Below are 23,963 nucleotides of genomic sequence, written 5' to 3' on the forward strand. Positions count from 1 at the left end.
GCCGGAAAGATCGAAGGGGGTGGTCATGTCATGTCTCCTTCGTCATTCCCGCGCAGGCGGGAACCCATCTCCCATGCCTCACGTCCAGCGCCACGGTCGGGAGATGGGTCCCCGCTTTCGCGGGGATGACGGCAAATTACCGCAGCTGGCAGATGTCCAGCACGTTCATGTCGGTATAGTCGAGATTCTCGCCGCCCATCGCCCAGATGAAGGCATAGCTCTTGGTGCCCGACCCCATATGCACCGACCAGGGCGGAGAGATGACCGCTTCCTCATTCTCGATGACGATGTGACGCATGGCGTCCGGCTCGCCCATATAATGGAAGACGCGGTCGCCGCCCTGAAGGTCGAAATAGAGATAGATTTCGCTACGGCGGTCATGAAGATGCGGCGGCATGGTGTTCCACACGCTGCCGGTTTCGAGGACCGTGAGGCCCAGCAGCAGCTGCGCGCTCTCGCACACGCCGGGGATCACCAGCTGATAGATGGTGCGATGGTTGGAGTTGGCGAGGTCGCCGCGCTCCAGCGGGTTCGCTTGCTCCAGCGTGATCTTCTTGACCGGGAAGGCTTTGTGGGCGGGCAGCGAGGCGATGTAGAAGCGCGCTTCGGCGCCCTCGAAGATCACTTCCTTGGTGCCCATGGGCACGTAGAGGCATTCCTTGTTGCCGATTTCGTAGCGGGCGCCGTCGACGGTGATCGCGCCGGGTCCGCCGATATTGACGAAGCCCGCTTCACGGCGTTCCAGAAAGGGATGGCCCGCCGCCGACGCCGGCTCGGTCTGGTCGGGGAGCTTCAGGCTGCCACCGGCCGGCACCGCGCCGCCGATCACGAACCGCTCATTATGGCTGTAGTTGAGGACGACCTCACCCTCGACGAACATGCCGCCCACCAGATGACGGTCGCGCAGGCTCTCATTGTCCACGCACTCCATCATGTCAGGGTGCGTCGCGTGATAGGTCTTCTCGAACACAGGAATCTCCTTCGGGGATTTTTCCTGCTTATAGCGCCCGGCGACGCGAAAGTAAGCCTTTATTCCCGTAATGTGGAATGAAGTTCTACCATGCGGTGATTAATCGCGAAGCAGGATGACATGGAGGAAGCGGGGGCCATGCGCGCCGCGAACATAGCTGCCCTCGATATCGGTCGTGCCCGATACGCCCGTCACCCAATAATGGGCGCGGGGCTGGACGCCCGGTAAGGGGGCGTCCTCCAGATAAGGCGCGATGTCCTTCACCGCCAGCAGCACGATATGATGCAGGGTCAGGAAATTCGGAAGCATCGGCGCTTGCGGCGAGGTTTCGAAGACGAGCGAGCCGGTTTCGGCGATGCCTTTGCGCGCTATGGCGAGGGTGGCGGCTTCGTCGGGGGCGGCGGACTCGTGGAGGGTGAAGCCGGTCCAGTCGCAGGTCGCGAGGCGCGGATCGGGGGGCAGGTAGAGGGTGAGGTGCTCGCCCTGTCCCTCCAGATAGCGGGCGATCGCGGCGGGCAGGTCCGCCATGGCGGCGATAACGTCATGGCTGGCGTTGACGCTGGGGAGCGCGAGGCGGGCGAGAAATTCGGCCTCGAGCGCGGATTCGTCCACGGCCGGACGTTCGGGGGCGGTCAGCAGGGCGGCGGCTTCGGCCTCGATGGGGCCGGGCGCGGTGCTTTTGAGGCGGGAGAGGATGGCGTCACGGGCGCTCATTTGCGGCGCTCCTTATTATATTGGGCCATGAAGGTCTGCGCGGCGGGCCTGGGCATGTCGCGATACTGGGTCCAGCCGCCTGCGAGCGGGAGCCTGTCGATCCAGCCCTTGCGGCCCAGCAGGCGCATCGCGCGCACGGCGATGCCGGTGCCGAAACGATAGAGGGCAGGGCGGCTGGCGACCCAGGCCCAGACGCCAAGGCCGACGCGCATCGAGGTTGGCTCCAGCCCTTCGCGCCAGCTCTTCTCGCGCCAGCCCTTGAGCAGGGTGGGGAGCGGGATGCGGACGGGGCACACTTCCTGACATTTGCCGTTGAGCGTGCAGGCGTGGGCGAGGTCGCGGCTTTGCGGCAGGCCATCGAACACCGGCGTCAGCACCGACCCCATCGGCCCCGGATAGGTGCCGCCATAGGCATGGCCGCCAATCTGGCGGAAGACGACGCAGTGATTCATGCACGCGCCGCAACGGATGCAGCGGAGCATCTCGGCCAGCCCTTCCTCGCGCATCTTCGTGCGGCCATTGTCGACAAGCACGATATGCATCTCTTCCGGCCCGTCGCGGTCGCCGGGGCGTTTGGGGCCGGTGTAGAAGGTCGTATATTGGGTCAGCGCCGCACCGGTGGCCGACCGCGCCAGCATCCGCAGCATGTGGACGGCGTGGGGCATGGACGGCACGATCTTCTCGATCCCCGCCGTCACGATATGGACGCGGGGCGGCACGAGCGAGAGTTCGGCATTGCCTTCATTGGTGACGGTGCAGATCGCGCCCGTGTACGCGATCAGGAAGTTCGCGCCCGAAATGCCGACATCCGCGCCCAGCATTTCGCCACGCAACTGTCTCCGGGCGCTTTCGGCCATGGCGGCGATAGTTTCTTCCTCATGCGGGCTGCGATGCTTCGCCTTGAACAGGGCGGAAACCTGCTCGCGCGTCTTATGCATGGCAGGCCAGATGATGTGCGACGGACGCTCGTCGGCCAACTGGATGATATGTTCGGCGAGGTCGGTCTCGACCCGGCCGATCCCGGCTTCGGCCAGCGCATGGGGCAGGCCGATCTCCTCGCCGAGCATGGATTTGGAGCGGGCGACGCTTTTGGCGTTCGCCGCCTTGCAGAGGTCGATGACGATCTTGCAGGCTTCGTCGGCGGTGCTGGCCCAATGGACCTTCGCGCCGGCGGCGACGGCGTTCGCCTCGAACATCTCCAGATAGTGGCCGAGGTGCGCGACGACATGATCCTTGATCGCGGCGGCGCGGTCGCGCGCGGCGTCGAAATCGGGGAAGGCGGCGACGGCGATGCCGCGCTTGGTTTCGGCGGTGCCGGCGGTGCGCTCGACCGCGACCTTGAGGATGCGGTCGGCCAGCGCGGCGTCGGTGCGTTCTTTGAAGGTCGCCGTGTCGGCTTTGGCTGTGAAGCTGCTCATGCCTCTTCCCCGATGGCCGGGCCGTCGCCCATGCCCGCGATCAGTTCGATGGCGTGAAAGGCGCGGACCTTGCTCCCCTTGCGGTTGAGCTTGCCCGCCATGTTCATCAGGCAGCCAAGATCCCCGGCAAGCAGCAGGTCGGCGCCGGTGGCGTCGATGGCGTCGGCCTTTTCCCCGACGATAGCGTTGGAGATGGCGGGATATTTGACGCAGAAGGTGCCGCCGAAGCCGCAGCAGGTTTCCTCTCCCTGCAATGGCGCGAAGGTCAGGCCGTCGATATTCTTGAGCAAACGGCGCGGTTGCGCCTTGATGCCGAGTTCGCGCAGGCCGGAGCAACTGTCATGATAGGTGGCTTTTGCATCGACCGTGACGCCCTCCGGCTTCCAGCCGCAGACCTGATCGAGATAGGCCATGACTTCCCATGTTTTGCCCGCCACCGCCTGCGCGCGGGGGAGCCATGCCGCGTCATGTTCGAAGATTTCGGGATAGTGGCAGCGGATCGTACCCGCGCAGGAGCCGGAGGGGACGACGATCGCTTCATAGGGTTCGAGCGCCTCGATCGTCTGCTTCGCCAGCGCGGCGGCATGGTCGCGGTCGCCGCTGTTGAGCGCGGGCTGGCCGCAGCAGGTCTGGCCCTGCGGCACGACCACGTCGCATCCCGCTGCCTCCAGCGCGCGGATCGCGGCGAAGCCGATGCGCGGACGCATGACATCGACCAGGCAGGTGACGAAGAGGGCGACGTTTCTGGTCATAGTCCGTGGCGTTTCGCGAAGGATAGGAAAAGGTCGGGCCAGTGCGCCGGGGCGGCCGGTTCGGGTACCAGCCCAAATCCATGGCCGCCATTTTCGAACAGATGGCATTCGGTCGGGATGCCCTTCGCCCGCAGCGCCGCCAGCATGGACAGGCTGTTTTCGGGCGGCACCGCCTTGTCGTCCAGCGCATGGGCGAAGAAGACGGGCGGCGTTTCCGCGCTCACATCCTGATCGAGCGAATAGGCGCGCAGCCGCTCAGGCGTCGGGTTGGGGCCAAGAAGCTGGGTCCGAGACCCCTGATGCACGAACGCCCCCTCCATCTGGATCACCGGATACATATAGGCGGCGACCGCAGCCCTGATCGGTTCGCGGTCGGCGGCGTCGATGGGCTTGTAGGTCTCCGCAGGCGTCCGGCTGGTCAGCCAGGCGGCGAGATGGCCGCCGGCGGAAAAACCCATCACGCCGATCCTGTTGGCGTCGAACTTTTCCTTGGGCGCGAGCGCGCGGACGAGGCGCAGGGCGCGCTGGGCATCCTGCAAAGGCGCTTGCGGGCCGGCGGCCCAGCCGTCGCCGGGCAGGCGGTAGAGCAGTACGAAGCAGACATAGCCTGCCTCGGCGAAGCGGCGGGCGATCTTATAGCCTTCATGGCCGATCGCGACACGGGCATAGCCGCCGCCCGGTATCAGCATCATCGCCGCGCCATTGGGCTTTGCCGGGCGCAACATGGTCAGCGTAGGCGTGACGATGTGGGTGAAGGCGGTGTCGTCCGGGCCGCTGTCCGGGCGGCGTTTGGTTTCGATCTCCTGCACGGTCACGCGCTCGCCGCCGGGCGCCTGGCCCGGCCAGATCGGAAAACGCTCGAACCCCTGTGGAACCGGGAAACCCTGCGCCATGGCGGCAGGAGCGAATGAAGCGGCGGTCGCTGCGGCGATCGCGCCGGTCATGAGTTCGCGTCGGTCAATGCTCGTCATTGGCAGCTCGTCTTTCCCAGTGGGGTGGTGCGGGCGAGGGCCGCGCGGTCGGCCAGCACCTTTGCGGAAATGGGCAGGTTCAGCGCTTTCAGGCCACCTGCTACCAGATTGGCGACGTTGCGGGCGCCGACTTCGCTGAAATGGGTGTTGTCGGCGATGCCTTTGGGGAAGGCGGCGATGCCGTCCTGCGGCGTGTAATGGAGATAATAGGCCTTGGCCGCGTCCGCTCCAGCCTTATCCAACCAGGCGCGCGACAGCGACTCAAGATCGATCAGCGGCACGTGCAGGTCGGCCGACAATTGCCGCATGACGCCGGAATAGTCGGGATAATCGGCTTTCGCCTTGCCGTCCGGGCCGAAACTGCGCCGCGCGACCGGCGTCACCAGCACGGGGGTGCCGCCTGCAGTGCGGACGTCCCAGATGAAGCGCATCAGATTGTTGCGATAGTCGGTCTGGGCTGGCGCCCAGCGTTCGGGTTTGTTCCGGGCCTGATCATTATGGCCAAACTGGATCAGCACCGTGTCGCCGGGGGTGACTTCGCCAAGCAGCCTTTCCCAACGCCCTTCGCTCAGGAACGTGCGGGTGGAGCGGCCGCCCATGGCGTGGTTGCTGACCCGGACGTCCGACGAGAGGCCGCATTGCAGCATCTGGCCCCAGCCGGTCTGGGGATAGCGATCCGCCTTGTAGGTGGAAGCGGTGGAATCGCTGGCGATGAGGATCGTGTCGCCCGGATGCGTGGCGTGCGCGGATTGGGCGGCAAGCAAGGCTGCCAGGGCGGCGGCGATTCTGGGAGCGATCCTCATGGGCGACTTCCTTTTTCCCCTCTGTCATTCCCGCGGAGGCGGGAATCCATCTCGCAACGTTGCATCTGGGACTAGGTCAGGAGATGGATCCCCGCCTTTGCGGGGATGACGATAATTATTGAAGGTTCACATACATGCCGCCGTCGACCAGCAGCGCGGCGCCCGTGACATAGGCGGCCATGTCGGACGCAAGGAAGACGATCGGCCCGGCCAGATCCTCCGGCGCGCCAAGGCGGCCGAGCGGGGTGCGGGCCTCCATATATTTACGCTTTTCGACGTCGGCCAGGTCATCCTTGTTGATTTCGGTCAGGATGGTGCCGGGCAGGACGCTGTTGCAGCGGATACCATGCTTGCCCAGCGCGATCGCGGTGGACTGCATCAGCGAATGCACGCCCGCCTTGGTCGGGGTGTAATGGGTCTGATATTCACCGCCGACCAGCGCCGAGATGGAGGAGACGGCGACGATCGATCCGCCATGGCCTTGGCGAACCATCTGCTGCGCGGCGGCCTGCACCATGAAATAGGCGCCGTGCAGGTTCACCTTGAAGGTGCGCTCCACCACGTCGACCGGCATGTCGAGGAAGGCGTGGAAGGGGCAGATGCCCGCATTGCTGACCATCACGTCGACCTTGCCGAAGGCTTCGACTGCCTTCGCCACGAAATCCTGCGCGGTCTGCGGGTTGGCGACGTCGCCCTTCACGGCGATGGCGCGCTGGCCCAGCGCCTCGATCTCCGCCACGCAACTGGCGGCCGGGCCGTCGCTGCTGGCATAATTGATGACGACGTCGGCGCCATGCTGGGCGGCGCCGATGGCGGCGGCGCGGCCGATGCCGGTCGATGCGCCGGTGACGAGGACGGTCTTGCCTTCAAGCAGCTTCATGGGATCGGTCTTTCCTGTGGAAGTTAGCGCCGCACGGGGCGGCGGGGTGGTTTGACGCCGGGGGTCCAGCCCAGATCGGCGCTGACTTTCTGCGCGGTCGCGCGCACTTCTTCGCTCAGCACCTGCATCCGGTCGTCGTCCATATATTGGGCGGCGCTCGACAGGCTGATGGCGGCGACGATGGCGCCCGAAGCGTCGCGGATCGGCGCGGCGACGCAGCGAATCTGATCTTCATTCTCCTCCAGATCGAAGGAGCGGCCCGCCGTCGCATAGCCGCGCATCCGCTCCAGCCATGCCTCATAGGCGATGGGATGGGTGCCGGCGGCCTGGTCGGCGTCGAACAGGCGGTGCCAGTTGGCTTCGGGATCGTCGAGCAGCAGCGCCTTGCCAAGGCCGGTGGAGGTCAGCGGCTGGCGGTCGCCGATCCGGCTGGAGATTTCGACGCGGCGGCGGCCGGGAATCTTGTCGAGATAGAGCGCCTGGTCGCCATCGAGCCGGCCCAGATGCACCACATCCTCGCTTGCGGCGGCCAGCGCCTCGATATGCGGGCGGGCGATCTGCACGACGTCGGCCTGGCTTTGCGCCAGGAAGCCGAGCTGGAGCAGCTTCGGCCCCAGCTGGTAGCCCTCGCGCGGCAGGAAGGTCAGGAATCCGCGCTCCACCAGCGCATTGGCGAGCCGGTGCGTGGTCGACCGGGTCAGCCCCATGCGTTCGGACAATTCGGCCAGCTTGATCGGGCCGTCGATCACCTGATCCAGCAGGTCCAGCCCCCGTTGCAGGGTCTGCGACCCCGACGCCTTGGCCGGCTCGGCTTTTTCCGGGGCCGTCGTTTCTGGGGCCGTCGACATGTCCGCTCGCTCTCCTGATCCCTGGCCCAATTCAGGGTTTGACGAATTTTGTCTCATCTACTAATACTCTATCCCACAAAATGAGAAAAACAAGGGCGAAGGAGGGGCCGACATGATTCTTCTCGATCACGCCAGACCCTCAACTCGCCCGGCATCATGCGAGTTTGACCATATATTGGAAGTAGTTGCCGCTGTTTCCCACAATCTGGACAGCGGACAGGCTCAAGGAGTGAGTGCGTGCCGATCGTGACCTTGCCGAAAATCAAACATGTCCGTGCCTTCACCGTGCGCGGCGGTGGCGCCGACTATCATGACCAGGGCGAAGGCCACTGGATCGACGATCACATCGCGACGCCGATGTCGCGCTATCCCGAATATCGCCAGTCGCGCCAGAGCTTCGGCATCAACGTGCTGGGCACGCTGGTCGTGGAGATCGAGGCGGAGGACGGCACCGTCGGCTTCGCGGTGACGACCGGCGGCGAACCGGCCGCCTATATCGTGGAAAAGCATCTCGCCCGCTTCCTCGAAGGCCGCTCGCCGACCGACTATGAGAAGATTTGGGACCAGATGTATTTTTCGACCCAATATTATGGGCGCAAGGGGCTGGTCATCAACGCCATTTCCGGCGTCGATCTGGCGCTGTGGGATCTGCTCGGCAAGCTGCGGCAGGAGCCGGTCTATCATCTGCTGGGCGGCGCGGTGCGCGACGGACTGCAATTCTACGCCACCGGCGCGCGGCCGGACAAGGCGAAGGAATTCGGCTTCATCGGCGGCAAGATGGCGCTGCACCATGGCCCGGCCGAAGGCGTCGAGGGCCTGAAGAAGAATATCGCCGAACTGGCCGATATGCGGTCGAAGGTCGGCGACGATTTCTGGCTGATGTGGGACTGCTGGATGGCGCTGGACGTCGACTATGCCACCCGACTTGCCATCGCTGCCCATGAACTCGGCCTCAAATGGATCGAGGAAGCGATCAGCCCCGACGATTATTGGGGCTATCAGCAGCTCAAGCGCAACGTGCCCAAGGGCATGCTGGTGACGACCGGCGAGCATGAGGCGACCCGCTGGGGCTTCCGCATGCTGATGGAAATGGACTGCTGCGACATCATCCAGCCCGATGTCGGCTGGTGCGGCGGCGTGACCGAATTGCTCAAGATCAGCGCGCTGGCCGACGCCCATGGCAAGATGGTCGTGCCGCACGGATCGTCGGTCTACAGCTATCATTTCGTCATCACCCGCCACAATTCGCCCTTCGCCGAATTCCTGATGATGCATCCGGGGCCGACGGAAGTGGTGCCGATGTTCCACCCGCAATTGCTGGGCGAACCGGTGCCGGAAAATGGCCGCATGAAGGTGAGCGCGCTCGACAAGCCGGGCTTCGGCGTCGACCTGAACCCCGACATCGCGATGCACCGCCCTTACACCCATTGATTGCCTGTTAAAGAGAGACCGATCCCATGAAATTCGTTCGTTACGGCCAGCGTGGCCAGGAAAAGCCCGGCGTCATCGACAGCGAGGGTAAGATTCGCGACCTGTCGGCGGTCGTCCCCGAACTGACCGTCGCCACCCTCGCCAAGGCGAAGGGCGCGGACATCGACGCGCTGCCGGTCGTGGAAGGCGAGCCGCGCTATGGCGTGCCGGTCAAGGGCATCGGCAAGATCGTCGCCATCGGCCTCAATTATGAGGATCATGCGATCGAATCCAACCTGCCGATCCCGACTGAGCCGATGATGTTCATGAAGGCGCTGTCGTCGCTGAACGGCCCGAATGACGAAGTCGTGCTGCCGAAGAACTCGACCCATGGCGACTGGGAAGTCGAACTGGGCGTGGTGATCGGCGAAACCTGCCGCTTCGTGTCCGAAGAGGAAGCGCTGTCGAAGGTCGCGGGCTATACCCTGGTCAACGACGTGTCGGAACGCTTCAACCAGAAGCAGCGCGGCACCCAGTGGAGCAAGGGCAAGGGCCATGACACTTTCTGCCCGGTCGGCCCCTGGCTGGTGACGCCCGACGAGGTCGGCGACCCGCAGAATCTGGACATGTATCTGAACATCAATGGGACACGGATGCAGACCGGCAACACGAAGACGATGATTTTCAATGTCGCCCAGCTCATCTCCTATGTCAGCGAATATATCACCCTCTATCCGGGCGACCTGATGATCACCGGCACGCCTCCGGGCGTGGGCGAGGGCAAGAAGCCCAACGCCATCTACCTGAAGGCCGGCGACGTCATGGAACTGGGCATCGAGAAGCTCGGCACCCAGAAGCAGGCTGTGGTGGAATGGCGTCACCTGGGCGACGAGGTGCTGGGATGAGCGTCTTTTCCGGTCGTTATGAGGGACGCTGCGCCATCGTCACCGGCGGCGCGTCGGGCCTTGGCAAGCTGGTCGCCGCGCGCATCGTCGCCGAAGGCGGCAAGGTCGTGCTCTGGGATCTGAACGCTGACGCACTGGCCGCGACGAAAGCGGAGGTCGGTGCAACCCATGTGGTGGCGCTCGACGTGTCCGATCAGGCCGCCGTCGCCGCCGCCGCGAAGGAAAGCGCCGACGCGCTGGGCAAGGTCGACGTCCTCATCTGCTCGGCGGGCATCACCGGTGCGACCGCCACGGCGTGGGACTATCCGGTCGACAGCTGGCAGCGGGTGATCGACATCAACCTGAACGGCCTCTTCTACTGCAACCGGGAAGTCGTGCCCTTCCTGCTCGAAAACGGCTATGGCCGGATCGTCAACCTCGCCTCGGTCGCGGGCAAGGAAGGCAATCCCAACGCCTCGGCCTATTCCGCGAGCAAGGCGGGCGTGATCGGCTTCACCAAGAGCATCGGCAAGGAACTGGCGGGCAAGGGCGTGATCGCCAATGCGCTGACCCCCGCCACCTTCGAAAGTCCGATCCTGGAGCAGCTGCCCCAGAGCCAGGTCGACTATATGCGCTCGAAGATCCCGATGGGCCGTCTTGGCCTGGTCGAGGAATCGGTGGCGATGGTCTGCTTCATGGCCAGCGAGGAATGCAGCTTTACCACGGCGTCGACCTTCGACACGTCGGGCGGGCGTACCACCTTCTGATTATCTGTTGTACGCGATTTCCGAGTCATCAGATGCAGGCATCTGATTAGAAATCGCTTCCGTAAGTTGCGCGGCGCGACCGGCCACCCAAGAGCCGGAGCGCCGCTTTTTCACCACGGGAGAGGATTGCATGATCCCCTTTGTCGATGCCCATATCCACCTGTGGGACCTGAACCACATCCGCTACGACTGGCTGACCCCGCCCTTCACGGACGAGGGGCCTAACGGCAGTGTCGAGGCGATCGCCCATGATTATGGCGTGGCCCAGTATCGCGCCGACCTTGCCCGCTGGAATGTCGTGGGCGCCGTCCATGTCGATGCCGGGGCCGCCGCCGAGAGCGCGGTGCGGGAAACGCAATGGCTCGATGGCCTTGCCGAAGCGGAGGGTCTGCCCACCGCTTTCGTTGCCTTCGCCGCGCTGAATGACCCCGACCTCGACGCCCTGCTGGCCGCGCAGGCGGCGCATCCCCGCGTCAAGGGCATCCGCCATATCGTCAACTGGCATCCCAGCCCGAAGCGCACCTATGGGCCGGTCGACCTGACCGTCGATCCCCAATGGCAGGCAGGTTATGCGCTGCTGGCCAAACATGGCCTGTCGTTCGACCTGCAATGCTATCCGGGGCAGATGCCGGGCCTTGCCGCGCTGATCGAGCGCCATCCCGACATAGCGGTCATCATCAACCATATCGGCATGCCGGTGCTGACCGACCCGGACGGGCTGGAGGACTGGCGGCGTGGCATGAAGGCGCTCGCCGCGCTGCCCCATGTCGCGGTCAAGCTGTCGGGCATGGGCTTCATCCGTCCCGACTGGACCCGCGAGAGCGTCGAGCCGTTCATCCGCGAGGCGATCGATCTGTTCGGCGTCGCGCGTTGCGCCTTCGCCAGCGACACGCCGACCGACAAGCTGTTTGCGCCCATCGATCGTTCGCTGGAAGCCTATCACGCCATCGTTGCGGACTTCCCCGAAGCCGATCGCCGCGCGCTCTTCGCCGGCAATGCCAATCGCCTCTATCGACTGGGCCTTGATCTATGACCCCCAATCCACTGCTCGGCGTTCTCTTCCACTGGCTGGGGGGCTTCGCCTCGGCCAGCTTCTACGTTCCCTTTCGGGGCGTCAAACGCTGGAACTGGGAGATATTCTGGCTCACCGGCGGCATCTTTTCCTGGGTGATCGCGCCCTGGTTCTTCGCCTCGATCCAGACCAACGACCTGATGGGGGTGATGGCCAGAGTGCCGTCCTCCGTGGTCGGCTGGTGCGTCTTCTTCGGTTTCCTCTGGGGCTTTGGCGGCCTCACCTATGGCCTGACCATGCGCTATCTCGGCCTGTCGCTGGGGATGGCGGTGGTGCTGGGGCTGTGCACCGTGTTCGGCACCCTGATCCCGCCGATCTTCGATGGGACGTTCATGACGCAGATCGCCGGCACCCTGCACGGGCAGATCGTGCTGCTGGGGCTGGCGGTCACGATCGCCGGCATCGTCGTCGTCGCCCGCGCCGGCGCGCGCAAGGATGAGGCGCTGTCGGCGGAGCAGAAGGCCGCTGCCGTCGCCGAGTTCGATTTCAGGAAGGGCATCGCCGTCGCGGTCTTCTCCGGCATCATGTCGAGCTGCTTCGCCTTCGGCCTGGCGGCGGGCGAGCCGGTCAAGGCGCTCTCCGCCGCCGCCGGCACCGGCCCGCTCTGGACCGGCCTGCCGACGCTCTGCCTCGTCATGTTCGGCGGCCTCATCACCAACGCGCTCTGGTGCGGCTGGCTGATCGCGAAGAACAGGTCGGCGGGCCAGTGGGCCGGCGCGCCCGACGCCAGCGGGCACCGTCCGAAACTGCTGCCCAATTTCCTGCTCTGCGCGGTGGCGGGCACCGCCTGGTATTTCCAGTTCTTCTTCTACACGATGGGCGAAAGCCAGATGGGCCGCTTCGGCTTTTCCAGCTGGACGCTGCACATGGCCTCGATCATCATCTTCGGCACCTGCTGGGGCTTTGCCTTCCGCGAATGGAAGGATGCCGCGCCCGCCGTGCGCCGCATGGTGTGGAGCGGGGTCGGCCTGCTGATCTTCGCCACGCTCATCATCGGTTACGGCAACCGGCTGGCCAGCTGATGCGGATGGTCCTGACCGCCCTGCTGCTGGGCCTGTCGGTTCCGGTCGGGGCGGCCGACGCGCCACTGCTGACGTCGCATCTGCGCATCCATGATCCATGGGTGGTCGCCGAGGAGAGCGCGAAGACCTACTGGCTCTTCTCGAAAAACGACCCGGCGGTGACGGGCGACAAGCGGCTGGGCATCATGGCCTATGCCAGCGACGACCTGGCCCATTGGCAGAGGCCCAAACTGGTCTTCGCCCTGCCCGAGGGTGGCTGGGCCAATGAAGGCGGCTGGGCGCCCGAAGTCCATCAGTGGAAGGGGCGCTGGTATCTGTTCGCGACCTTCCATAATGATCGCGCGGCGATCGCTTCCACGGGCAAGCGCCCGCTTTACCGGCGCGCGACGTTGCTGGCAGTGGCGGATCGGGTCGACGGTCCCTACACACTTATCCACAGGGGCGAACCGCCGACGGCGGCGAGCGACATGACCCTCGACGGCACGCTGCATGTCGATGCGGCGGGCAAGCCGTGGATGGTCTATGCCCATGAATGGATGCAGACGGGCGTCGGCACGATCGAGGCGCTGCCGCTGAAGGACGACCTCTCGCCCGCCGGCAGGCCGCGCCTGCTGTTCCGCGCCAATGAGGCCGACTGGGTGGTCGGGCAGAAACAGCCCGAGGGCGACACCGGCTATGTAACGGACGGGCCGGAACTGTTTCGCACGAAGACCGGCACCTTGTTGATGCTCTGGTCGAGCTGGGGCAAGGACGGCTATGTCCAGGCGCAGGCGCGGTCGAAGAGCGGAACGATCGCCGGGCCTTGGGAGCAGCTTGGCCCGCTGGTCGAGCGCGACAGCGGCCATGGCATGATCTTCCGCGCGTTCGACGGGCGGCTGATGATGGTGCTGCATCGCCCGTTCAAGCGGGCGCTGGCCAAATTCTACGAGATGCGCGACGCGGGCGACCGGGTCGAGGTGGTGCGTGAGGCGGTCGAGCTGGATGGCGAGGCCTGGCCCACGCACGGATGCCCGATGGAGACAAAAGATGCTGGCTGCTGATCTGGTCTGGCCGCTGCGCGACGCGGCGAGCGGTGCTTTCACGCTGGAGGATGCAGCGGCTGCGCCCGAAACAGCAGTAGTCACCGCCGTCGATCGGCCGGTGCTGCTCGGCTATGCGCCCGAAACCCCCAATGGCCGGGCGATGCTGGTGCTCGGCGGGGGCGGCTATACCGCGCTGATGGCGGGGCGGGAGGGCGTGCAGGTGGCGCGCTGGCTGAACGCGCTCGGCTATCACGCCTTCGTCCTGATCCACCGCTTCCCCCATGCCGGGACCGGCCCGTCCGCGCCGCTCGACGATGCGCTGGCGGCGATGCGGATGATCCGCGAGAGTGGTTTCGCGGCTGAGGGGCTGGGCGCGGTCGGCCTGTCGTCGGGCGGGCATCTCGCCTCCTGCCTGATCGCCGACTATCCGGCTGAGTGGGGTTCCGTGGAGCCGCAGCGGCCGGATGTGCTGGTGGTGGGCTATGCGCCCATCTCGACCAATGCGAAGGGGCGGACGATCATCGCCGACAAGCCGCCCTTGCCGCCGGTGGAAAAGCAGGCGCTCTATGATGCGCTCCAGCCCGACGCGCAGCTGCTGCCCGATCCGCCGCCCGCCTTCATCGTCTATGCCGGCAATGACCCGGTGGTGCCGGTGGAGAACGCCCGTCGTCTGCACCGGGCGCTGAGCGCGGCGGGAGGAAGCGCGGAACTCCATGTCTTCGCCGACGCCCCGCATGGCTTTGCGCTTGATACGCCGGGCTTGCCGGTGTCGGTGTGGCCGTTGCTGTGCGAGACGTGGTTGCGGCAGGTGGGGTTCTTGTGACGCCTTAGTGCCGCGCGGGGATCGCGTCCGACTGGCGGCGGATGAGCTGATAGTCGAGCTTCACCCGGCCAAGCGCTTCATTCTCCACGCCTTCATCCTCGTTGCGGAAATGCGCCCCCAGCAGGCCGATCGCCTCGCGCGCCATGTCGCGGATCGGCTGGCGGATGGTGGTCAGCGCTGGCCAGATCGCGCTGGCCAGCGGCGTATCGTCGAAGCCGCAAATGGTCACGTCCGCCGGCACGTTGATCCGGCGCTGGTGCGCCACGGTGATGGCGGCGGCGGCCATGTCGTCATTGCAGGCGAAGATGGCGCTGGGCGGGGTGTCGAGGCCGAGCAGCTGCTCCGCCGCGTCGAGGCCCGAGCGATAGGAAAAGTCGCCCGGCACGATCCAGCGTTCGTCGAAGGTAATGCCGCGATCGGCGAGGCATTCGCGAAAGCCCTGCAATCGGCGCGCGCTGGCGCGGTGGCGAGGATTGCCCTCGATGAAGCCGATTCGGCGATGGCCAAGGTCGATCAGATGGCGGGTCAGGTCATAGGCGGCGTGGCGGTCGTCGATCCCGACCGAGAGCATGCCCGCGCCTTCGCGGTCGGGTGCGATGCCGACCACGGCGATGTCGCGCGCCTGCAGCAACTCCACCAGCTCCGCCCAGTCGCACAGCGGCGGCGGCAGGATCACGCCCGCGACATGCGCCTTGGCGACTTGTTCGACGATTTCCGGGGCGAAGGCGCCCGGCGCGCATTGCTCCACCACCAGATGGAGGTGACGCTGCGGCGCCTCGCTTAGCGCGCCCAGCAGCAGTTCGCCCAGATAGGCCGAGGTGGTGCTGTTGCTGTGCAGCAGCGCGACCCGGCGGTCGGCGCTGCCCGCCAGCGCGCGGGCCGACGCGTTGGGGACATAGCCCAGCTCCGCCACCGCTTGCTCCACCGCCCGCTGCGCCTTGGCGCTGACCAGCGCCTTGCCATTGATCGCGCGGGATGCGGTCATGACCGACACCCCGGCGCGGGCGGCGACTTCCTTGATCGTCGGCGGCTTCTTCTTCGGGCTTTTCATGCCCCGGTCCTAGCCGCTTTTGCGGTGCAGGAAAACGGCCTCAGGGTTTTAGGCGGACATGGGTCGGCATGTCGCGGTCGACGCTGATGACACCGTCCTTTTCCTTGAGTTCAGCGATCTGGAGTACGGTGCGACGATAATATTCGGGGTCGCTCTTCGCCGCATCCTCGCCCTCCTGATGGACGAAGTAGATGATATAGGCGCGTTCGCCGGCGACGACGATATCGGGATGCTGGCCCTTGGCGCGATCGGTCGGCTGGGTACCGGGCGTGGCGAGGATATGGCCCGGCTGGGTGGTCCAATGCTCGCCGTCGTCGGAGCGCATGACCAGCAGCCCCTTCCACGCGTCGGAGATCAGCCAGGTGCGCCCCTTCCAACGGAACGCCTTCGGCCCTTCGCCGGGCGTTTGCGTCAGCCGGTCCTTGACTGTCCAGTGGATCAGGTCCGGGCTGTCGGCGGTGATGATGGCCTTGTTCTGCTTTTCATCATTGAAGAACAGGCGATAGCCGCCTTTCGGCAAGGCGAGGACGCTGGCGTCGATCACCCGGTCCGAACCCAGTTCCAGCCGCTCGCCGCAGGTCCATTGTTTGAGGTCCGGGCTGCTCAGGTGGACGATGAAGCGCGGTGCGTTCCAGTCGCGGAAGACGCCCGGCACCACCGTCAGCCACATGTGCCACTCGCCCTTCAGCCACTGGACTTCGGGCGCCCAGAGCGTGTCGCCGGTGCAGCTTTTGGGAATGGCGGCCGTGCCGTCATAGCGCCAGTGCGCGCCGTCCTTCGACCGGGCGACGCCGATGGCGGTGCCATGGACCCAGCTGACATCCTTCGCATCCGCGCGTGCGATGTTGGCGCGGCGGTTGGTGTAGAATATCACCCATTCGCCGGTCTTCGCGTCGCGCACGGTCGAGGCGTCGGCCGCGCCGTCATGCACCGGGTCGCGGAACAGCGGCTTGGGCGCAATCGGGCCGCTTGCGGCGGCGGCGAGCATCAGCAGCGATGCGATCATCGGAACAGCTTCAGGTCGAAGGCGGCAGCCATGGCGCGGAATCCTTCATCATTGGGGTGGAGCGCGTCGCCCACATCATAGGGCTTGGCCATGCGGGCGGGATCGGCGGGGTCGGCAATCGCCTTGTCGAGATCGACGAAGCCGTCGGCCTCCTTGTTGTCGCGAATCCAGGCGTTGACGGCCATGCGCGCGGCGTCGCCCTCCGCGCTCCAATAGCCCGCGCCCTTATAGGGCAGGATGGTGGCGAGGATGACCTTCACGCCCCGGTCGTGGGCGCGGGCTATCATCTGTCGATAGGCGCCGATCAGCGCTGCGGGCGGCAGCATCGGCTGCTGGCTGCGGGCGGCGTTGCCAAGGTCGTTGACCCCTTCGAGGATCACGACATGGGTGACGCCGGGCACGGCGAGAACGTCGCTGTCGAACCGGGCGAGGGCGTTATAGCCGTCGCCTTCGGACAATAGCCGGTTAGCGCTGATCCCGGCATTGGCGACGCCGACCGATGTCCGTCCCGCCTGTTGCAGCCGTTCGGCGAGCAGGTCGGGCCAGCGGCGATTGCTGTCGGGGGTGGCGCGCACCCCGTCGGTGATGGAATCGCCCAGCGTGACGATGGTGGCGCCGGGTTTGCGACTTTCCACCTCGACGCCGGAGATGATGACGCGCGGGCCGAGCGTGGTCGAGTCCGACAGGCGAGGCGCGGCGGTCTGGTCGCCGGGCGCGGTCCAGCCGGTGGCGGCGGAATAGCTGTGCACCGTGGCGTCGGGTGCGCCCTGCGGCAGGTGGATGCTGATGGTGAGGCGGGTGAGCGGCTTCACCTGCATCGCGATCGGATCGCTCAGCAACGGCGCGCGGGCGGGGATGGTCGCGCCCTGCGCCTGGTTGAAGGTCACGACATGATCCGTGCCCGGCAGCGTCTCGCCATTCTCGCCCGCCAGCGCGACATGGACCGCGCCCAGCAGCAGCGGCTGGGTCGACATTTCGTTGGAGAGGCGAAGGCGGATACGCTGGCCGCCGCTGCTGATGCGGACGACCTGCCGCAGGGTGCGGTTATTGAGGTCGGGGCGCTTTTCCGGCGGCGCCTTCGACACCAGCGGCGCGGCCATCCAGCTGCGCGACCAGTTGTCCGCCTGCGCCGGCGTCGTGGCGAGCGCGAGCAGCAGCGTCGCGCCGAACATCATCCGTCCCGTCATCCTGATTCCCTTATTTCGCGGCCGATTGCGCCACCGGGTTGTTGCCCCAGAGCTGGTCGTAGCGCCAGCCCGACAGATCCTCGACTACAATGGCCGCGCCGGGCGAACTGGGCGTGCGCGCGCCGCTGCGCAGATGCTCGATCTCGCGCATCAATATGTCGTGGGTCGCGGGGCTGAGACGGAAGCGGGTGGACACCCATATGCCGAAGCACAGGCAGCCGACCGTGCCGACGCCCAGCAGTAGCGCCATGGTCAGGATCGCACCGTGGCTCTGCGCCTGCGCGCCGGACACGAAGCCGCCCGCCTGCATGATGAAGCCCACGCCCGCGACGGCGGCGGCCTGCGTTGCCTTGCGCACGAAGGTCATGACCCCGGCGAAGCTGCCCTCGCGCCGCTGGCCGGTGACGATCTCGTCCACGTCGGCCATATAATTGTAGGTTGCCCAGGGGATATAGTTGAGCGCGCCACGGCCGAGGCCCGCGAGGATGATCGGCAGCCAGATCCAGGGCGAAGTGGCGGGAACGCCGAGCAGCCACAGGCCGATCAGCGCGAACACGCCCACCGCGAAGTCGGCGGCGGCGACCTGATAGGCGCGGCTGGGCGAGGCGCGCAGCGCGAGGTTGATGGCGATGATGACCGCCACGAACTGGACGATATACATGGTGCCGAGCAGACCCGAGGCGATGGCGGTGGACCCCGCCAGCGCGAAGATCACGAAGAAGGTGAAGGCCGCGTTGAAGATGTCCTGGCTGATATAGCCGCCCAGATACATGCCGAGGTGCAGGCGGAAGGCGCGGATGCGCATGGTCGAGAAAAGGTTGCGGTAGAGCGCCTTCAGCGCCTGCCCCGCGCCGCCCGCTTGCGCCCGTTCAGGCACAGCCGCCAGCGATCCGGGCATATGCCGTTCCCAGCTGAACAGATAGAGCAGCCCCGCCGTCACCATGAACAGGGCGGCGAAGATGATGCCCATGTAGAAGAAGGTGTCGGCGCTGTCGCGGCCGAGCGCGTTGATAAGCCAGAGCGGCAGGAAGCCCGCGAGGATCGCCGACGCCTGACCGAAGAGGATGCGCGATCCGGCGAACTTCGCCTTGGTGCGATAGTCGCTCGACATTTCAGCGGCCAGCGTTTCGAACGGAATGATCTCCATCGCATAGACCAGCTCGAACAGCACATAGCTGACGAGATAATACCAGAAGCCTTGCCCCGGCAGCCACATCAGCGCGAAGCTGGGCAGCAGCGGAATGGCGGCGAGGATGAAGAAGCGGCGGCGGCCGAACTTGCGGCCCAGCCAGGTCGATCCGAAATGGTCGGAAATATAGCCGATCATCGGCGAGGCGAAGGCGTCGAGGATGCGCGCCACTGCGAAGATGGTCGCCGCCTGTCCCGCGGTCAGGCCGCAGAACTGGGTGTAGAAGATCAGCACCCAGCCGGAGATGACCGCCATCGATCCCGCGCCGAGCACGTCGTTCGAGCCATAGGCGAGGTAATTTTGCAGGCGAACCGGACGGCCTTTGGGGGCGCTTGCGGGTGGGGCAGTATCGGGCAATTCAGATCCTCCGCCTAATCATTCTGGCTCGCCGCGATCGATCGGTTCTGCTCTTGCCGCCGCGTCGACATGGCCGAAAGGGACTCATCCCTGTGCCACATAGTGAACAACTATAATATTATATGAGACTTTCGCAAGGCAAACATGTCCGACTTATTGACTTGGACCAGCATGAAAAATGCCGCCAGCGCATGGCGCGCTGACGGCATCCTTCAGCCGGGCCTGACGGGGATCGTCCTTCCAACTCCGATCCCCATCCCGCCGTCTGCCTTCAGATATAGGTGCGCAGGAACTCGCCCAGTGCACAGATGGCCAGGCTTTGGCCATAGGGCATGGAGGTCAGCGCGATGTCCTTGTAGAATTGCTGAGTGTCGCCCATCGCGGTGCCGAAGCTGACCTGCTGAAGTTCGCCCTTGTCGTCGATATTGGCCAGCACGCCACGCACCGCCTTGATGCCGACTTCCTCATAATGGCGGGGCAGATAGCCCTTCCGTACGGCCTTCAAGATGCCATAGGCGAAGCCGGCGGTGGCCGATGCTTCCAGATAGCTGGTTGGATCGACGATCAGCGTGTGCCACAGGCCGGTTTCGGCGTCCTGCGTCTCCGCCAGCGTCTTTACCTGGGCGGCGAGCGTATCGATCAGGAAGGTGCGGAAGAAATCGCCGTCCTGCAGGTCGAGAATCTCGATGATCTCGGGAATGGCGATCGTCACCCAGCAATTGCCGCGCGCCCACAGGGCTTCGGCGAAATTGTGGCGGCCGTTGAAGTCCCAGCCGTGGAACCACAGGCCCGTCTTGGTATCGAAGAGATATTTGATATGGACCAGGAACTGGCGCTTGGCTTCTTCGATATAGGCGGGGCGGTTCAGCAGCAGGCCGATCTTGGCCAGCGGCAGCACCGACATCATCAGCGTGTCGTCCCACATTTCGCCGGGATTCACGTCATTATAGACGATGTGCTGGAAGCCGCCCTCTTCGGTCTTGGGCAGGCCGTCGGCCGCCATCAGCCATTCGGCCCAGACATCCAGATAGGGGATGTAGCGCGGGTCCGGCTCATATTCATACAGATAGGCGAGCGTGATGAACGGCGCCATCGTGTTGATATTCTTGGTCGGCGTGCCTTCGGCGAAGCGATCCTCGAACCACTGCTTGATGATGCCGAGCGCCGTCTGGTCGCCGGTCTGCTCGAAATAGCGCCACATGCCGAACAGGCCGACGCCATGGGTCCATTCCCATCCGGCCCAACCCTTGGTGTCGATGATGCGGCCATCTTCCAGATGGAGCAGGAATTCGCCCGTCTCGTCCTTGATATTGACGAGATTGTCCATCAGCCGGTCGATGGACTCGACGACCTGCTGGCGCGGTACATCATGATTGAGAGCGGCCACTTATTTAATCTCCTTGAGGTCTGAAGGTGCGTTGGGCGCGGTTACCATCTGCACCGGCAGACCGCCTTTGACGTTGCGTAGGGTGACGAGGCGCACGGTTTCGAGCGCATCGCCGGGCGCGCCGTCTGACGTGACGGCGAGCGCGATCTGGTTCCGGCCCCGGTGATTGAGGATGCCTTCGGGAATGGGGAAGGTGCGTTGCGGGCCGACATGGGCGATGAACTGGCCCATGTTCCAGCCATTGACGAAGATCAGCACGCGATAGCGGACGGGCGAGCGCGGCTTGGACGCGTCGCCGAAGCTGAGGCCGATCGTCGCGTCCTGCCCTTTCGGCACGGTGAGCGCGAAGCTGGTGCGATACCAGCTGGTGCCGGACTCTGCCTGGGTCGCGGGGACGCTGGCCTTGTGCCATGTGCTGTCGTTGAAGCCGGGCAGGTGCCAGCCCTTGCGCTCGCCAAAGAGGCCGCCATTGTTGGCGGGGCCACGGGCGATATCGGGCAGATCCTCGCCGCCCTGCTTGCCCTGGATCTTCCACGCGATCGGCACGCCGAAGCTGCGCCCGCTGGGGCCGCCTTCCAGCGAGGCGGAGATGAGGCCGCGGGCTTCCTTGTGGAAATCGTCGCTGTCGAGATCCCAGTTATGGCCGTTGTTGCGGACCATGACCGATACGACATGCTCGCCGGGCGCCTGTGCTTCGGCTGGCAGGGTGAAGCGGGCGGTGCCGGTGGTGATCGGGCGGGGCAGGCCGCCGGGGGTTTCGCCTTCGCCGACGAACTTTCCGTCGACCCAGGCCTGCACCAGCCCCGAACCGCCCGCGCCATAATAGAGCGCCAGTTGTTTCGCGTCGGGCGAGCCGGTGAAGCGGCCGCGATACCAGACGTCGCCGTCATGGAAGCCATAGGCGTCCATGCTCATGTTCGGCTGGCCGTCGGGCCGCGCGGTGATGGGGGCGTAGGACCGGTTGTCGACCGCCTGCCATGCGCTGTCGTCGAAGGCCGGATCGGCTTCGGGCGACCCTTTGGCCATGCGCCAGTCGGTGAGAGCGGGCAGGGTGACGTCGGCGGGACCGGCGAGCGGTTGGGCGGCGGCGAGGCTGCCGACCGGCGTGGCTTTGGTTGCGACCTTCGCGCCGTTCCATGTGATGGAGCGGAACGCCTTGGGCGCCCAGATTTCGAGCGGGCTGGCTTCCGCGGTATCGCCGGTCAGCGCCACCGCGCCACCCTTGATCGAGGCGCTGCGCACCAGCGCGGGGCCGCGTACCAGCACGTCCTGCTCGCGCCAGTAGCGCGCACCCTCCGCCTCGTCGGCGAGGATCAGCGTCAGCGGCGGACGATCGCCGCCCTCGATCCGCACCACAGCGCGGCCCTGATGGGTATAGCTGAGCTTGAGGTCGCCTTTCGCTGCGTCGAAAGCGCTGGTGCCATTGCCTTCCAGCACCGTCACCTTCGGCGCGGACGCGTAGCGCAGGACCGTCTCGCCCGGCTCCCCGGCGCGGCCGTAGAGCAGGATCAGGTCGGCCTTGTCGATGACCTGCGCGGACTGGAGTTCGGAGGTCGAATAGACCAGCCGCTGCCCGCCCAGAGTGACGCCCGCGACCAGCCACTTGGCATCGAAGCCATTGAGCTGCATCGGCACGGTGTAGCGGCCATCGGGCAGGTCAGCGGTAAAGCTGAAAGCATCGCTGGTCTGCCCGTTCGACGGCTTGTGCGTCACCATCAGGAAGCGCGCGTCGGTTTCGGGGCTTTTGTTGTGATAGACTTGAATATTGGGCGAGCTGATTTCCGGCGTCCCCGCAGGGATCATCCCCGCCATGTCGGGGACCGAGGCGATCAGACCGCCCAACTGCTTCATTTCCAGCGCCTTTTCCCGCACCTCGCGCGGTTCGGAGATGGCCGAGCCATAATCATAGCTGGTGAACACGACCGGCGCGGGCAGCCAGCCCCAGCTGGTGCCGCCATAGCCCATGTAGAAGCTCTGGATGCCGATGCCGTTGGCGAGGTTCGTGCCGTAGAAGACGCGCTGGAACCGCTTGCCGCGCTGGATCGCGTTGCATTCATAGCCGCCGTTCGAGCCCCAATAGTCGAACCAGCCGCCGCCGAACTCGGCCAAGAAGCCGGGCGTATCGGGCGATGCGGACGCGCCGCCCTTCGCCCCGCCGGGACCATAATAGCCCCAGTCGGGGGCAGCGACGCCGCGCGTCGGCTTGCCCTCGACCGTGCAGGTGCCGCCGGGATAGCCGTCGAACGCATACATGTCGTTGGGGCCGTGGACGACCTTCTCCACCTTGGAGCTTTCGGGAGTCCAATAGCCGTTGCGGCCCTGGTCATTGTGGAAGAGCGGCACGGTAATGCCGTCGGCGCGCGCCTTGGCATAGAGATGATCCATGTAGCGGCGCTGCGCCGGGGTCGTCATCGCCAGTTCGTTTTCGATCTGGTGCAGGATGACGCCATATTTGCGCTTGGGATCGGTATTGATCTGGTGCTTGGCGATGATCGCGTTGATCCTGGTCAGCCATTCGTCGGCGGCCGCCAGATAGTCGGGATCGTCGGTGCGGGCGCGGGCGCGCTGATTGACTAGCCAGCCGGGGAAGCCGCCGCGCGACAATTCCGCATTCACATAGGGGCCGGCGCGGGTGATGACGTAGAGGCCTTCCTCCTCCGCCATCGTCAGCAGCCGGTCGATGTCGCGGATGCCGCTGAAATCATAGACGCCCTTTTTCGGGCTATGAAACCCCCAGTCGAAATAGACGGCGACGCTGTTGAAACCGCTGGCCTTCATCTTTTGCAGGATATCGCGCCACAGGTCGGGCGAGGGCAGGCGGAAATGGTGGAATTCGGACGACCAGATCACCATCCGCTTGCCGTCGATCATCAGCGATCGCGCATCATAGGAAACGCGGCCGAAGGTCTTGACCGGCGCGGACAGGTTGGCGGTCGGCCCTTTGACGGCGGATTGGACCTGCTGCGCCAGAGCGGGGGTGGCGAGCATCGTGCCGAGGGCAAGGGCGGCAAGGAAAGAGCGCATCGGTCCTGGCTCAGTTCATGTGGAACAGCAGGGGGAGCGGCCATTCCTTGGGCTGGTTGCCCGGCTGCACCTCCATCAGCGGAGCCATATAGTCCCACCAGCGCTTCATCACCGGATGATCGGGCAGCGTGTCGCGGCTGTTATCGTCGCGCAGCTTCAGCACCGCGAACAGGCTCAGCGTGTCCTCGTCCAGGAAGATCGAATAGTCGTAGATGCCCGAATCGGACAGCAGGCTGGACAATTCCGGCCAGATTTCGTCATGGCGGCGCTGATATTCCTCTACCACGCCGGGCTTTAGCTGCATCTTGAAGGCGTGGATGGTCATGGCTTCCCCTCGTTGAACCATTGGCTTGGAACCATATTATGGAACTTAAGACCTATATTTGGTAACATCGTCCCACATTCT

Annotated in this window: 22 protein-coding genes; 7 read left to right on the plus strand and 15 right to left on the minus strand. The window is 65.3% G+C overall.

The genetic code is table 11. From position 1 onward, the window contains the following. Positions 1–136: 136 nt before the first annotated feature. From kduI to DM806_RS18980, 8 genes are all read right to left on the minus strand, one after another. Positions 137–970, minus strand: a complete 834-nt coding sequence (gene kduI, locus DM806_RS18945) for a 5-dehydro-4-deoxy-D-glucuronate isomerase (protein WP_179044661.1) — start codon at positions 968–970, stop codon at positions 137–139. 99 nt (positions 971–1,069) lie between these two features. Next, positions 1,070–1,684, minus strand: a complete 615-nt coding sequence (locus tag DM806_RS18950; protein WP_179044718.1) for a LutC/YkgG family protein — start codon at positions 1,682–1,684, stop codon at positions 1,070–1,072. Then, complete coding sequence (locus DM806_RS18955; RefSeq protein WP_179044719.1) at positions 1,681–3,102, minus strand: lactate utilization protein B; 1,422 nt, start codon at positions 3,100–3,102, stop codon at positions 1,681–1,683. Before DM806_RS18955 ends, DM806_RS18950 begins: the two co-directional genes overlap by 4 nt. Continuing rightward, on the minus strand, positions 3,099–3,854 hold the full coding sequence (locus tag DM806_RS18960; RefSeq protein ID WP_179044720.1) for a (Fe-S)-binding protein: 756 nt from the start codon (positions 3,852–3,854) through the stop codon (positions 3,099–3,101). Before DM806_RS18960 ends, DM806_RS18955 begins: the two co-directional genes overlap by 4 nt. After that, positions 3,851–4,825, minus strand: a complete 975-nt coding sequence (locus DM806_RS18965) for an alpha/beta hydrolase (RefSeq protein ID WP_179044721.1) — start codon at positions 4,823–4,825, stop codon at positions 3,851–3,853. The genes DM806_RS18960 and DM806_RS18965 overlap by 4 nt, the downstream gene beginning before the upstream one ends. Next, positions 4,822–5,628, minus strand: coding sequence for a rhamnogalacturonan acetylesterase (locus DM806_RS18970; RefSeq protein ID WP_179044722.1), 807 nt, complete (start codon positions 5,626–5,628; stop codon positions 4,822–4,824). The genes DM806_RS18965 and DM806_RS18970 overlap by 4 nt, the downstream gene beginning before the upstream one ends. Before the next feature lie 115 nt (positions 5,629–5,743). Continuing rightward, complete coding sequence (locus DM806_RS18975) at positions 5,744–6,508, minus strand: SDR family NAD(P)-dependent oxidoreductase (protein WP_179044723.1); 765 nt, start codon at positions 6,506–6,508, stop codon at positions 5,744–5,746. Between the two features lie 23 nt (positions 6,509–6,531). Continuing rightward, positions 6,532–7,356: an IclR family transcriptional regulator gene (locus tag DM806_RS18980; protein ID WP_256869399.1), complete on the minus strand. Its 825-nt coding sequence runs from the start codon at positions 7,354–7,356 to the stop codon at positions 6,532–6,534. A gap of 246 nt (positions 7,357–7,602) precedes the next feature. Here DM806_RS18980 and rhmD point away from each other — a divergent pair, with 246 nt between their 5' ends. The 7 genes from rhmD to DM806_RS19015 all read left to right on the plus strand — a co-directional run bounded on the left by rhmD (position 7,603) and on the right by DM806_RS19015 (position 14,356). After that, positions 7,603–8,787 carry an L-rhamnonate dehydratase gene (rhmD, locus tag DM806_RS18985; protein WP_179044830.1) on the plus strand — a complete coding sequence of 395 codons (1,185 nt, stop codon included), beginning with the start codon at positions 7,603–7,605 and terminating at the stop codon, positions 8,785–8,787. A 26-nt stretch (positions 8,788–8,813) separates the two neighbouring features. Then, on the plus strand, positions 8,814–9,671 hold the full coding sequence (locus DM806_RS18990) for a fumarylacetoacetate hydrolase family protein (RefSeq protein WP_179044725.1): 858 nt from the start codon (positions 8,814–8,816) through the stop codon (positions 9,669–9,671). Further along, positions 9,668–10,417 (plus strand): SDR family NAD(P)-dependent oxidoreductase, encoded by a 750-nt coding sequence (locus DM806_RS18995; RefSeq protein WP_179044726.1) that lies wholly within the window; start codon positions 9,668–9,670, stop codon positions 10,415–10,417. The genes DM806_RS18990 and DM806_RS18995 overlap by 4 nt, the downstream gene beginning before the upstream one ends. A gap of 130 nt (positions 10,418–10,547) precedes the next feature. Beyond that, on the plus strand, positions 10,548–11,450 hold the full coding sequence (locus tag DM806_RS19000; RefSeq protein ID WP_179044727.1) for an amidohydrolase family protein: 903 nt from the start codon (positions 10,548–10,550) through the stop codon (positions 11,448–11,450). Further along, positions 11,447–12,511: an L-rhamnose/proton symporter RhaT gene (rhaT, locus tag DM806_RS19005; RefSeq protein ID WP_179044728.1), complete on the plus strand. Its 1,065-nt coding sequence runs from the start codon at positions 11,447–11,449 to the stop codon at positions 12,509–12,511. Before DM806_RS19000 ends, rhaT begins: the two co-directional genes overlap by 4 nt. After that, positions 12,511–13,551, plus strand: a complete 1,041-nt coding sequence (locus DM806_RS19010) for a glycoside hydrolase family 43 protein (protein WP_179044729.1) — start codon at positions 12,511–12,513, stop codon at positions 13,549–13,551. Before rhaT ends, DM806_RS19010 begins: the two co-directional genes overlap by 1 nt. After that, the gene (locus DM806_RS19015) at positions 13,538–14,356 is read left to right on the plus strand and encodes an alpha/beta hydrolase (protein WP_179044730.1); all 819 of its coding nucleotides are present in this window, start codon (positions 13,538–13,540) and stop codon (positions 14,354–14,356) included. Before DM806_RS19010 ends, DM806_RS19015 begins: the two co-directional genes overlap by 14 nt. Before the next feature lie 4 nt (positions 14,357–14,360). Here the strand turns inward: DM806_RS19015 and DM806_RS19020 are convergent, their stop codons facing one another. The 7 genes from DM806_RS19020 to DM806_RS19050 all read right to left on the minus strand — a co-directional run bounded on the left by DM806_RS19020 (position 14,361) and on the right by DM806_RS19050 (position 23,882). Beyond that, on the minus strand, positions 14,361–15,407 hold the full coding sequence (locus tag DM806_RS19020; RefSeq protein WP_179044731.1) for a LacI family DNA-binding transcriptional regulator: 1,047 nt from the start codon (positions 15,405–15,407) through the stop codon (positions 14,361–14,363). A 40-nt stretch (positions 15,408–15,447) separates the two neighbouring features. Continuing rightward, positions 15,448–16,413 carry a glycoside hydrolase family 43 gene (locus DM806_RS19025; protein ID WP_179044732.1) on the minus strand — a complete coding sequence of 322 codons (966 nt, stop codon included), beginning with the start codon at positions 16,411–16,413 and terminating at the stop codon, positions 15,448–15,450. Further along, positions 16,410–17,600 carry an SGNH/GDSL hydrolase family protein gene (locus tag DM806_RS19030; RefSeq protein ID WP_179044733.1) on the minus strand — a complete coding sequence of 397 codons (1,191 nt, stop codon included), beginning with the start codon at positions 17,598–17,600 and terminating at the stop codon, positions 16,410–16,412. The genes DM806_RS19025 and DM806_RS19030 overlap by 4 nt, the downstream gene beginning before the upstream one ends. A gap of 10 nt (positions 17,601–17,610) precedes the next feature. Further along, positions 17,611–19,146, minus strand: a complete 1,536-nt coding sequence (locus DM806_RS19035) for an MFS transporter (protein ID WP_179044734.1) — start codon at positions 19,144–19,146, stop codon at positions 17,611–17,613. A 271-nt stretch (positions 19,147–19,417) separates the two neighbouring features. Further along, positions 19,418–20,533: a beta-galactosidase BglB gene (gene bglB / locus DM806_RS19040; protein ID WP_179044735.1), complete on the minus strand. Its 1,116-nt coding sequence runs from the start codon at positions 20,531–20,533 to the stop codon at positions 19,418–19,420. Then, on the minus strand, positions 20,534–23,557 hold the full coding sequence (locus tag DM806_RS19045) for a glycoside hydrolase family 35 protein (protein WP_179044736.1): 3,024 nt from the start codon (positions 23,555–23,557) through the stop codon (positions 20,534–20,536). A 10-nt stretch (positions 23,558–23,567) separates the two neighbouring features. Continuing rightward, positions 23,568–23,882, minus strand: a complete 315-nt coding sequence (locus tag DM806_RS19050; protein WP_179044737.1) for an L-rhamnose mutarotase — start codon at positions 23,880–23,882, stop codon at positions 23,568–23,570. Positions 23,883–23,963 lie beyond the last annotated feature (81 nt).

Origin of the sequence: Sphingobium lactosutens, from assembly GCF_013393185.1 — a bacterium.
In the GTDB taxonomy this organism is placed as follows: Bacteria; Pseudomonadota; Alphaproteobacteria; order Sphingomonadales; family Sphingomonadaceae; genus Sphingobium; species Sphingobium lactosutens_A.